The following is an 11,087-nucleotide window of genomic DNA, read 5'->3' as shown; positions in this document are numbered from 1 at the left end:
CTTTTTAGGGAATTTAATCGCAGGTTTAACAGCTTACTCTTTCCTTGACAAGAAACCTAGTATTAAAATTCAAAGATTTTTGCCTAATATAGATATAAGTTAAGTCGAACTCACGTTAATTATATTTGTAGCGGTTTTAGTAGCGGGTAGTTTTGCAGTTATATTTGTGTATTCTTAAAGCTGCTTAAAAATTTAAATAGATTAGCAAATGAATCAATTACTTGCAAAAGAAGTACAACAAAAGTATATAGAAACTTTTAAAGTAGAACCGTTATTGATCTTTTCTCCTGGAAGAATTAATATTATTGGAGAACATACTGATTATAACGGAGGATTCGTTTTTCCGGCTGCTGTAAACAAAGGTATAGTTGCTGGGTTAGCAAAAAGTACTTCAGGCAATTGTACAGCAATAGCATTAGATTTAGTGAGTACAGTTAAGTTTGATTTAGATAATCTAAAACCCTCAAAAGAGGGGAGTTGGGAAAATTATGTGTTTGGAGTTATCGCTGAAATTCAGAACAGAAATAAGGTTGTAGGTAATTTTAATATTGTTTGTAAAGGTGATATTCCAGGAGGTGCAGGTATGTCTTCTTCTGCTGCATTAGAAAATAGTGTTGTTTTTGGTTTAAATAAATTGTTTGATTTAGGCTTGACCAAAAAAGAGATGATTTTAATTTCGCAAAAAGCAGAACACAATTATGTTGGTGTAAAATGTGGAATTATGGATCAGTATGCAAGTATGTTTGGTATAGAAAATAACGCGTTGCTTTTAGATTGTAGAACTATAGAATCTGTTCCGTATAAAATTAATTTTAAAGAGTATCAGTTACTACTTATCAATACAAATGTAAAGCATAGTTTATCTGATAGTGCATATAATGATAGGCGTTCTGTGTGCGAAAATATTGCAGCATTGTTAAATGTAGAAACGCTAAGAGATGCAACCGAAAATGATTTAGAAAAAATTATTGATAAAGTTACACCAGAGAATTACCAAAAAGCATTGTATGTTATTCAAGAAATTGCTAGAACTCAAAAAGCAGCCAAGGCAATACAACAGAATGATTTAGAAACTTTAGGGGCATTAATATATGCTTCTCACAATGGTTTACAACATCAATTTAAAGTAAGTTGTAACGAATTAGATTTCTTGGTAAATCAGGCTAAAAAAAATAAACACGTTTTGGGTGCTAGAATGATGGGTGGAGGTTTTGGTGGTTGTACTATTAATTTGATTAAAAGAACAGCAATTGAGTCTTTTGCAAATGCAACATCTAAAGCATATGAAAATAAATTTAATAAAGCATGTTCTGTCTATTTTATAGAGCTGTCTGATGGTACACGTTTAATAGATTAATAAACAACAAAAATGGTGAATACAAATTTACAAGATTACTCTCATAAAAGATTTAATATCTTAACAGGAGAATGGGTGTTAGTTTCTCCTCACAGAGCTAAGCGCCCTTGGCAAGGGCAGAATGAAGTTGTGAACAATGATAAGCGTCCAACATATGATGAGAGCTGCTATTTGTGTCCAGGTAATACCAGAATAAATGGTGAAGTAAATCCTAAATATACAGATGTTTTTGTATTTGTTAATGATTTTGCAGCATTGCAAAATGATTCTCCTTCTTTTCAAATAGATGAAGGGCTTTTTAAAGCACAAAGCGAAACAGGTATTTGTAAAGTAATTTGTTTTAGTCCAGATCATTCTAAGAGTTTGGCAGATATGTCTCCAAAAGAAATACAGAAAGTAGTTTTTACATGGCAAAAAGAATATGAAGCATTGGCAAAAGAACCGACCATTAATTATGTTCAAATTTTTGAAAATAAAGGAGCTGTTATGGGGTGTAGTAATCCACATCCTCATGGACAAATATGGAGTCAATCTACTTTGCCAAATGAAGTAGATAAAAAAAATCAGCAACAATTTACCTATAAAAAGGAAAACAATAGTAGTCTTTTAGGTGACTATTTAGAGCAAGAATTAAAAGTAAATGAAAGAGTTATTTTTGAGAATGATAATTTTGTAGTTTTAGTCCCTTTTTGGGCTGTATGGCCTTTTGAAACCATGATTGCACCGAAAAAACAAAAAGAAAGTATTTCTCAATTAACTAATGATGAGGCGTTACATTTTGCTGAAGCTATAGCTGTAATAACCAAAGCATACGATAAATTGTTCAATACGTCTTTTCCGTATTCCAGCGGAATTCATCAAGCTCCAACAAATGGTTTAGATAATAGTCATTGGCATTTTCATATGAGTTTTTATCCTCCATTATTAAGAAGTGCAACTGTTAAAAAGTTTATGGTTGGTTATGAAATGTTTGGTACGCCACAGCGAGATATTACTGCAGAACAAGCGGCAAGCAGACTTAGAGGTTTGGTGTAAAACTGGTTTTAGCAGAATTACACAAAGTAAAACCTAAAATGATTTTAATATGCAATACGTTAATGAATTAAAATTTCTATTTTAAAGACTTAATAAATTGTAATATACAAATGTTATTATACCAAACATCTGTACTAAAAAAATTACATTAATTTACAAGAAGCTGCTGTTGTAGAAAAAGCATATAATAAGTATGTTAAAACTAACCACTAAAACAGCGTCCTAGTGGGTGTCTTTTGCTTCTTATACCTAACCCGTAAAAAAGAATTTATGTATGTTTAGTAAAAAAACATTTACCATAAAAGAACAAGTAGTGCAACTAAAAGAAAGAGGGTTAGGAATAAAAAAATGAGGTTTTAGATAAAGAAAATGTACCTAAACAATCTAATAAACTTTATATGTATTTATGTTTAATGAAATTTATGTTAAATACAATTCAACCCAAAAACGAGTTTACAAAAAGACTAAATTCATTGTTCCTAAGTAACCAAATGCAGACCCTAAAGTATTAGATATGAAACCAAATTTGCAAAATGAACCTCTTTGGTTATATAGTAGTTGATCTTTGCAAAATAACTTCCTGACATCAAAAACAACATCTAAAAAAATAAAACCCTATAAATTAATTATTTACAGGGTTAATTGTGGAGACGCCGAGAATCGAACTCGGGTCCAAACAAGCAGCAAATTAGCTTTCTACATATTTAGTTCTTACTTAATTTTCGATGTAAAGCTGATTAAGAACAATCCACTTTACACTTAACTTCTTAAATTTCAAAAACCTAACGAAGCAATAGGTTTTCTATGTTTACTTTTACGATGCCCAAAAGTGAAACGCCGCAAACCAAGGCTTTTCGTGGACATAAAGCTTGCTCACCTTGTGAGCCTAGGCTAATCTTACTATAATTCAGATTATGCAGCTAAAGCGTAGTTATCTTCGCCGTTTATAAGTTTGAAATAAGTTTTACAAGAATAATTTCATTCCTTGATATGCTTACAAATTCTCTGACCTTGCTGTCAAAACCAGTCGTCCTCAATATGTCAAAGATGCTATTTCCTTGGGCGTTACTTTGCTTAAAAAGCATTTTAAGCTAAAGTCAGGCTTTCGCTACTCGTTTTTTATTCCATTACATTTCATAAAAGAACTCAAACACATCGCTCAATCCTTAACGCGGTCTGCAAAAGTACAAAAATAGTAAAGGTTTTAATTTATAAATTCCTTTAAAATTTACGTTAAAACCAAATGGTATAAAACTTCAATGATTTGAGCAAAAAACAAACAACATCTTAAATTAATTTTGAGTACTCAAAAATACAAAAGATGATTAAAACAGGAACACAAGTAAAATGGAATTGGGGAAACGGAACAGCCGAAGGTAAAGTTATAGAAACCTATACCCAAAAAATAACCAAAACAATTAAAGGAAATGAGGTAACTAGAAATGGAGAGTCTGGTAACAAAGCCCTGTATATAGAACAAGAAGATGGTAGTAAAGTTTTAAAATCTGAAAGCGAAGTAGAAAGAGTATAGGTTAAAGACGTTTAGCAAAAAATCCATTTTTAATTTTAACTAAAAAGCATCTTCTATAAGTTTAATAGAGAGGACATTACTCAAAAGTCGTCAAATCGAGTGGTTTTTAGAAATGAAACGGATAAAAATTAAAGCGATGTTAGACTTTCGTCTAAAATGTCATGCGTCTCCAATACAATTTTAGACCAAAAATGAATCTAAGGTAGCATAAACTTTCTTAGTGCTAACTCACATGAGCCTTTTAGAATCCAATTGTACATTTTTAAAAAGTCTGCTCATTTGGGCAAAACTGCAGTCGCATATAAAAATTTCAATTTCTTCAATACAATATAGAAACTACCTTCCTATCAAAAAATCACTTCAACTGATACTTTAAAGCTATTGTAAACTTTACTATAAAATAAGTTTTAAACACCAAGTTTAAAAAAATAGTTACATTTACTATTCATCAACTAAAACAAAAACTAGTGGTTTTAAAGTATATTTATTTCGGAATTTCTTTACTCGGAATTTTAATTTTCTTTTTTGTAGTAAAAAAACTATTCAATTGGTTACAAATAAAGGCCGATAAATTAGACAGAAATATTTTATTCAAAAATAAAGAAGTTGCTAAACTTTTTAGATTTATAACCCCAAGAAGAGAAAAGCACATTCTAAAATTTTCTATTCGAACGCTAAGAATAGCCATTAGTATTTTCTTTTTAGTTTTTTACTTGCCTTTTGTATTCAGGTTTATACCAGAAACCCAAGAGATTGCAGATACGGTATTTTCATATATTTTAAAACCAGTACACTTTGTTGTAAATGGTTTTTTAGCGTTTATACCGGGCTTGTTTTTTATAGTTGTTATTATTTTTGCAACCAAATACCTCTTAAAATTCTTAAAATACTTGACAGGAGAGTTAGAAAGAGAAGCGGTAAGGTTAGACGGTTTTCATGCAGATTGGGCAAAACCTACCTTTAATTTAGTAAGGGTAGTTATCATTGCTTTTGCAGCAATTATTTGTTTTCCATACATACCAGGGTCCGATTCAGATGCGTTTAAAGGAGTTTCTATTTTCTTTGGAGTCTTATTTTCTTTAGGTTCTACTTCTGCAATATCTAACATTGTGGCAGGTATTGTAATTACATATATGAGACCTTTTAAAATAGGAGATCGTGTAGAAATAGGAGACACTATTGGAGATGTTACCGAAAGAAGTTTATTAGTTACAAGAGTAAAAACCATCAAAAATTTAGACATTACCATACCAAACTCTTCAATTTTAGGCAACCACATTATCAATTTTAGTAAAAATGCTGCAGAAGAAGTAGGTATTGTTTTACATACTTCAGTAACTATTGGTTATGACGTACCTAGTGGCAATGTTATAAAAGCTTTGGTTAAAGGAGCAAAAAACACTCAAATGATTTTAGAAACTCCAGAACCATTTGTTTTGGTTAAAAGTTTAGACGATTTTTACATAAACTACGAAATTAATTGCCATACCAAACACCCAGAAAAAGCAGCTCTAATTTATTCATATTTGCACGAAAGCATAAAAAATGAATTGCACAATGCTGGTATAGAAATACTGTCCCCGCATTACAATGCAGTAAGAGATGGCAATGTGTTAACTGTACCTCCAGAAAACATACCTAAAGACTATCAAAAACCTGGTTTTAAAATTGGTGATTAATTTTTTCAATAACATACACTATTACTAAACCTAAGGTATAGGCTATCAAATCTCCAATATCAAAAGAAGTACCCAAAATAATTTTAAGATAATAAGCAATATTTTTAGGATACATATTCTGAAGATTGCTAAGTTGTAAAAACTCTATGGCAAACGAAATTAGTAAAACAACAATTAGTGCTTTACTAACAGAAATATGGGTAAAACTTTTAATGAAACAGTACACCAAAATTGGGGCAATAACATCTCCAATGGTATGTCGTAAAAAACCTGAAGCATACCTTGCTATAACTACTTCCACTATAAAAAGTAGTACAAAACTAATAAGATATTTTTTGTGATAAATCAAGATTTTGAATGTGTAATGACGCCATACGTAATATGTGCAATTCCTAAAAGAGATAAAGAAGAATACCAATAGCTAGGAATTAAGAAACAAATTATGGCTAAAAAGAAACACAATATAGAAATCATTTTAAAATCTTTACGCAATTTGTTTTTCATAACCAACAACCATAAGGCATACAGCAGCAAGAAAACAGGAGTAACATACTCAAAATACTGATATTGAAACAACATTAAACTAGACAGAAACAACAATATAATACCAATTGTATATATGGTAACCGTTTTTTTAGAAGAGATATTGTACAGTAAAACCTGACGCTCTTTTGCCAACTTTTTAGCAAAAATAAATAAAGTTAAAGAACAGCATAACAAAACAGTAAACAAGATAAGCACTATTAGATAAATGTCAGAAAATACGGTAGGGCTATGTGGGGTTGTTACAAGATTGTTTATCGTACTTTTTATAAAATAAGCACCAAGTAAAAAATAAATACCAATAAGAATACTTGCAAAACCTTTAGCTACAAAAGTAACAGATCCATTGTTGTTCATAAATTTTTTTTATTTTTATAGAACGCTAATATACTCAATTGAAACCAGCAGAAACATACATTTTAAATCAACCAGAACCATTTAAATCTATTCTGTTGCATCTGCAAATTTTAATAGAAATAAGTTTTCCTGATGTAGATTTACAGTTTAAATGGAAAATTCCGTTTTATTATTTAAACAACAAACCCTTTTGCTATTTAAATCCGTCTAAAAAAAAAGGTTACGTAGACGTTGCTTTTTGGGTATCTGCGCATTTAACAAAATATAACGAATTTTTAATTTCAGAAAATAGAAAAGTAGTAAAGTCTTTACGATATTTTTCTATTGATGATATTAATGAAGAGGTATTGCTAACGGTTTTAGAAGAAGCACATCAATTAAAAGGAAAAGGCTTTTATAAGAAAAAGTAATTATTTGGTTTTAAATTGCAATGCCGCATCTTTATTGATAAAAACGTTTAAATAAGAGTTCGCTTTTGCATTTTTAATCAATAGTGTAGTGCTTTCCTTTTCTACTAAAATAATTGGTTTTTGAGCGTATCGTTGTCCGTTAAATGTATAAAAAATAAGATCATTGACGTTTAAGTTTTTAAATTTCAAACGGATTTCTTTAGAAGGGTTTACGTTTAAAATTCCTGTTTGCGGAGTTATAAGTTCTACGTCAGAATTTAAAAAGAGGTTTCCATAAATTGGCTGATTGTAAAATTCAGTAACACTCATTCTTCCAAATCGTAACAGCCACAGTGTATCTTTTGGATAATGCGTTTTTAAAATTTTATGTTTGGGAATATCATAGAAATAATTGTTAAATAGTTGTACCCAGCGTCCGTTGTACTCGTATCCAGCAGCCCAAGTGGCATCTAGAATAACCCATTTATCATTTAGTTTTACAGCGTTCCAAGCATGGTTAGAGGCTTTTTCAGGTTTTCCTATTTCCTGCGGAACGTTTCTTACATTACCAGATATGACTGCTGCCTCTATACCCAATAAGTCACAAATTTTTTTAAAAGCTTGTGCATACTCTTCGCAAACTCCATATTTTGTAGCAAAAGCAGTAGCCACAATTTTATCTTTTATGGCTTGTAATTTTTGTTGTTTTTCTGCTTCTGTACTGTATCTAAAATTATAGCTTCTTTGTGACGGATTGTAATATTCTTTTAAATTATATCTAATGGTAGTGGCCAACCAATAAAATGCTGCTCTAACTTTATCTTCTTCGCTAGTAAAATCCTTGGCAATTTTATTGGCCAAATCTTCAACTCTAGAAAAATTTGGATATTTGCCAACCAAATTGTCTACATGAGTAAAATTTTGACTTTGCAGGCTAGCAACAAAAAGAAGAAAAAATAAAAGTGATTTCATAATACAAAAGGTAAACAATTTTGTAAGACAAAAATTGTGCCTGTTTTGTTTTTAAGCAAGAGACACCATTCTGATTTAAAAAACCTGAATGGTGTCATATGTTTTATAGAACTGAATAAGTGCGTTAAGGATTGAGCGGTGTGTTTGAGCTCTTTTTTTAGAAAAAAAGCGAGTAGCGAAAGCCTGTTAAAACGCCCAAATAAATAAAGTTTAGAGGCTATTTATCGTTTTACGGATGGCAACCAAATTTGTCAATAACCCTTCTAAATTGTCTAAATGCAACATATTAGCACCATCAGATTTTGCATTGGCAGGATCAAAATGAGTTTCTATAAACAAACCGTCTACGTTATTTACTACTCCAGCTCTGGCAATGGTTTCTATCATTTCTGGTCTTCCACCTGTAATACCTTCAGTTTGGTTGGGTTGCTGTAAAGAGTGGGTAACATCTAAGATGGTAGGTGCAAATTGACGCATTTCTGGTATGCCTCTAAAATCTACAATCATGTCTTGGTAGCCAAACATAGTACCTCTGTCTGTTATCCAAGCTTTGTTAGAGCCAGCATCTTTTACTTTTTGTACAGCGTGTTTCATAGCTGCAGGACTCATAAATTGTCCTTTTTTTAAGTTGACAACTTTACCTGTTCTGGCTGCGGCAACCACCAAATCTGTTTGTCGTACTAAAAAAGCCGGAATTTGTAATACGTCTACATATTCGGCAGCTTTTGTGGCATCAGCAACCTCGTGAATATCGGTAACTGTAGGAACATCAAAAGTTTGAGAAACTTTTTGCAAAATTTTTAAAGCTTTTTCATCTCCAATACCTGTAAAACTATCTATTCTACTTCTGTTTGCTTTTTTAAAACTTCCTTTAAAAATAAAAGGAATTTGAAGTTTATCTGTAATAGAAATTACTTTTTCTGCAATTCTTAACGCCATACCTTCTCCTTCTATGGCACAAGGACCAGCTAACAAAAAAAAGTTATTAGAGTTGGTGTGTTTTATATTGGGTATTTCAGATAAAATCATGAGTTAAAATTTTAAACAAAAATAAGCATTTAAATTAGTTATATTTAGGGTTCAAAATATCGAATTATGAAAAAATATTATAGCCTGTTACTTTTGTGTTTAGTTGTTCTTTCTTGTAAAAAGGAAGCTGTTATTGCACCAAAAACCGTAAAAAAACACCTATATACCTTGTCTGATGATGCTATGGAAGGCAGAAAAGCAGGAACTCCTGGAATTGAAAAAGCAGCTGTGTACATAGAAAATGAATTTAAAAGAATTGGGTTAACCACTTTTGATACGTTACAAAATTATAGGCAAACGTTTACTTTTACCAATAGAAGAACAGGTGCGGAAATTACATCAAGCAATATTATTGGTGTTTTAGAAGGGAAGACCAAAAAAGATGAATATGTAATTGTATCTGCCCATTATGATCATTTAGGTATTCGAAAAAAAGAAGGACAATTGGATAGTATTTACAATGGCGCAAATGATGATGCTTCTGGGGTTACAGGTGTATTGGCCTTGGCAGAATATTTTAAAGAGAAAGGAGATAATGAAAGAAGTATTTTGTTTGTTGCTTTTACGGCAGAAGAAATGGGATTAATTGGTTCTACTCATTTTGGAAAAGGAATAGATGCTTCTAAATTTGTAGCGGGTATTAATTTAGAAATGATTGGTAAAACATCTAGTTTTGGCCCCAATACCGCTTGGTTAACAGGTTTTGACCGTTCTGATTTTGGTACAATAGTTCAGAAAAACCTAGAAGGTACAGGGTATAGTCTACATCCAGACCCGTATAAAAAATTCAATTTATTTTTTAGGTCAGACAATGCTTCTTTGGCACGTTTAGGCGTACCTTCTCATACATTTTCTGCTACTCCTATAGATGTAGACAAAGATTATCATCAAGCATCAGATGAAGCAGAAACCTTAGATATTACCGTAATTACGGAAACCATTAAGGCTGTTGCAAAGGGTACAGAAAGTATTATAAAGGGTACAGATACCCCTACAAGAGTAATTATAGAAGAAAAAGACAAATAATTATAGTTTTAGACAGTTTATGAAAAATTTTAAATATTTATTTTTTTTGATATGTTTGGGGTGTAGTACTTCAAAAGTGGTTGTAGATTTTGAGCCTGATACCAATTTTACAAAATACAAGTCCTTTGAATTTTATGAAGATAACGGAGACAGTTTAAACGATTTTGATAGAAAAAGAATAACTGCAGCGATAGAAAAAGAGTTGAAAACAAAAGAAATGACAACCAACGCTCAGCCAGATTTTTTTATTTATTTTGATGCGAAGTATTCAGAAATTCAAGCTAACAATACTATTGGTATTGGACTAGGTAGTGGGGGTAGAAATGGAGGTTTTGGTATATCTGGAGGAATACCAATAGGAGGTAAAAAAAATAATGAAACCATAATAATTAAGTTTGTAGATGCAAGTTCTAATAATTTAGTGTGGGAAGGTTCTTTACTGTCTGCCGTTAAAGAGAAAAGAAGTCCGCAAGAAAGAACATCATATATTGATATTGTAGTGCGCAAAATTCTAGAAGAATATCCACAAAAAAAAACCTCTAAAAATTAATTTAGAGGTTTTTTACTTTTTTTATGTTGTATTTTAGAATTGGTATCTAACCGATAAAGCTACATCAGAATTTAATCCGTCTAAACCACCAGCAACTCCTACTTCTGGTCTGTAATCTATAGATAATAATATTGGCGCGTCAAAATTGTACTCTATACCTACAACACCTGCTGCATAAATTCCTGTTCCTGAAGCAGAAACAATTCCGCCACCAGCACCTGCATACCAGTTAAACTTATTCTCTAAATTCCAAACCCATTGGTATAAACCTGTAACTTTAAAATTTGCAAATTCATTGGCCAACCCTAAATCTATTTCTAACCTGTTGTTGCTACCTAAAGCTTTTTGGTATGAAACTTCTCCACCAATACCATTTCCGCCACCAAAACGCAGTCCAATTGCGTTGTCAGAAATGTCTTGAGCGTTTATAGAAAAAGTTGCTGCAAAAATTAAACTAAATACGAATACTATTTTTTTCATAATTGTTGATTTATAATTTATATACTACAAAATTAGCGGGGTTATTCAGTTTATGTTAACTCATTTCAATTAAAAATTACCTTAAATAATAGTGAGTTTTTGGAAATTCTTTTTTAGAGAAAAGTTACAATTTTTAACT

At 31.2% G+C, this 11,087-nt stretch carries 12 protein-coding genes and 1 other RNA gene; 7 read left to right on the top strand and 6 right to left on the bottom strand.

The window, feature by feature from the left end; all coding sequences use genetic code 11:
• Positions 1-208 precede the first annotated feature (208 nt).
• The gene (gene galK / locus DUT90_RS02570; RefSeq protein WP_114425152.1) at positions 209-1,357 is read left to right on the top strand and encodes a galactokinase; all 1,149 of its coding nucleotides are present in this window, start codon (positions 209-211) and stop codon (positions 1,355-1,357) included.
• 15 nt (positions 1,358-1,372) lie between these two features.
• Positions 1,373-2,392, top strand: coding sequence for a UDP-glucose--hexose-1-phosphate uridylyltransferase (locus tag DUT90_RS02565; protein WP_408962302.1), 1,020 nt, complete (start codon positions 1,373-1,375; stop codon positions 2,390-2,392).
• A 642-nt stretch (positions 2,393-3,034) separates the two neighbouring features.
• Here the strand turns inward: DUT90_RS02565 and ssrA are convergent.
• Positions 3,035-3,427: a transfer-messenger RNA gene (gene ssrA, locus DUT90_RS02560) on the bottom strand.
• 286 nt (positions 3,428-3,713) lie between these two features.
• Here ssrA and DUT90_RS02555 point away from each other — a divergent pair.
• Together DUT90_RS02555 and DUT90_RS02550 are read left to right on the top strand one after the other, a co-directional pair.
• Positions 3,714-3,923 carry a DUF2945 domain-containing protein gene (locus tag DUT90_RS02555; protein WP_114425150.1) on the top strand — a complete coding sequence of 70 codons (210 nt, stop codon included), beginning with the start codon at positions 3,714-3,716 and terminating at the stop codon, positions 3,921-3,923.
• 467 nt (positions 3,924-4,390) lie between these two features.
• A complete protein-coding gene (locus tag DUT90_RS02550; RefSeq protein WP_181858127.1) occupies positions 4,391-5,602 on the top strand; it encodes a mechanosensitive ion channel family protein in 1,212 nt (403 codons plus the stop codon).
• Here DUT90_RS02550 and DUT90_RS02545 read toward each other — a convergent pair.
• The gene (locus DUT90_RS02545; protein ID WP_181858126.1) at positions 5,586-5,903 is read right to left on the bottom strand and encodes a DUF2809 domain-containing protein; all 318 of its coding nucleotides are present in this window, start codon (positions 5,901-5,903) and stop codon (positions 5,586-5,588) included. The two genes, DUT90_RS02550 and DUT90_RS02545, sit on opposite strands and share 17 nt — an antisense overlap.
• Positions 5,904-5,947: 44 nt before the next feature.
• Complete coding sequence (locus tag DUT90_RS02540; protein ID WP_114425147.1) at positions 5,948-6,502, bottom strand: hypothetical protein; 555 nt, start codon at positions 6,500-6,502, stop codon at positions 5,948-5,950.
• Positions 6,503-6,540: 38 nt separating this feature from the next.
• Between DUT90_RS02540 and DUT90_RS02535 the strand changes: the two genes are divergently transcribed.
• The gene (locus DUT90_RS02535; RefSeq protein ID WP_114425146.1) at positions 6,541-6,912 is read left to right on the top strand and encodes a DUF1801 domain-containing protein; all 372 of its coding nucleotides are present in this window, start codon (positions 6,541-6,543) and stop codon (positions 6,910-6,912) included.
• Here DUT90_RS02535 and DUT90_RS02530 read toward each other — a convergent pair whose 3' ends face one another.
• Both DUT90_RS02530 and kdsA read right to left on the bottom strand, forming a co-directional pair.
• On the bottom strand, positions 6,913-7,863 hold the full coding sequence (locus DUT90_RS02530; RefSeq protein ID WP_114425145.1) for a transglutaminase domain-containing protein: 951 nt from the start codon (positions 7,861-7,863) through the stop codon (positions 6,913-6,915).
• Between the two features lie 210 nt (positions 7,864-8,073).
• Positions 8,074-8,892: a 3-deoxy-8-phosphooctulonate synthase gene (kdsA, locus tag DUT90_RS02525; protein ID WP_114425144.1), complete on the bottom strand. Its 819-nt coding sequence runs from the start codon at positions 8,890-8,892 to the stop codon at positions 8,074-8,076.
• Positions 8,893-8,958: 66 nt separating this feature from the next.
• On the opposite strand from kdsA, the gene DUT90_RS02520 reads away from it, so the two are divergent.
• Together DUT90_RS02520 and DUT90_RS02515 are read left to right on the top strand one after the other, a co-directional pair.
• Positions 8,959-9,918 (top strand): M28 family peptidase, encoded by a 960-nt coding sequence (locus tag DUT90_RS02520; RefSeq protein ID WP_114425143.1) that lies wholly within the window; start codon positions 8,959-8,961, stop codon positions 9,916-9,918.
• Between the two features lie 19 nt (positions 9,919-9,937).
• Positions 9,938-10,468, top strand: coding sequence for a DUF4136 domain-containing protein (locus DUT90_RS02515; protein WP_114425142.1), 531 nt, complete (start codon positions 9,938-9,940; stop codon positions 10,466-10,468).
• Positions 10,469-10,501: 33 nt separating this feature from the next.
• On the opposite strand, the gene DUT90_RS02510 is transcribed toward DUT90_RS02515, so the two are convergent.
• A complete protein-coding gene (locus DUT90_RS02510; protein ID WP_114425141.1) occupies positions 10,502-10,948 on the bottom strand; it encodes a hypothetical protein in 447 nt (148 codons plus the stop codon).
• Positions 10,949-11,087 lie beyond the last annotated feature (139 nt).

The sequence above is a fragment of the Polaribacter sp. WD7 genome (genome assembly GCF_003335085.1).
GTDB lineage: Bacteria > Bacteroidota > Bacteroidia > Flavobacteriales > Flavobacteriaceae > Polaribacter.
Note: the sequence above shows the minus strand (reverse complement) of the source record. Positions and strands in the feature narration are given on the sequence as shown.

Excerpts from the sequence above, each read along its gene's own strand:
- galK (WP_114425152.1), top strand. The coding sequence starts at position 209 with ATGAATCAATTACTTGCAAAAGAAGTACAACAAAAGTATATAGAAACT.
- DUT90_RS02555 (WP_114425150.1), top strand. The coding sequence starts at position 3,714 with ATGATTAAAACAGGAACACAAGTAAAATGGAATTGGGGAAACGGAACA.
- DUT90_RS02540 (WP_114425147.1), bottom strand. The coding sequence starts at position 6,502 with ATGAACAACAATGGATCTGTTACTTTTGTAGCTAAAGGTTTTGCAAGT.
- DUT90_RS02530 (WP_114425145.1), bottom strand. The coding sequence starts at position 7,863 with ATGAAATCACTTTTATTTTTTCTTCTTTTTGTTGCTAGCCTGCAAAGT.
- kdsA (WP_114425144.1), bottom strand. The coding sequence starts at position 8,892 with ATGATTTTATCTGAAATACCCAATATAAAACACACCAACTCTAATAAC.
- DUT90_RS02520 (WP_114425143.1), top strand. The coding sequence starts at position 8,959 with ATGAAAAAATATTATAGCCTGTTACTTTTGTGTTTAGTTGTTCTTTCT.
- DUT90_RS02515 (WP_114425142.1), top strand. The coding sequence starts at position 9,938 with ATGAAAAATTTTAAATATTTATTTTTTTTGATATGTTTGGGGTGTAGT.
- DUT90_RS02510 (WP_114425141.1), bottom strand. The coding sequence starts at position 10,948 with ATGAAAAAAATAGTATTCGTATTTAGTTTAATTTTTGCAGCAACTTTT.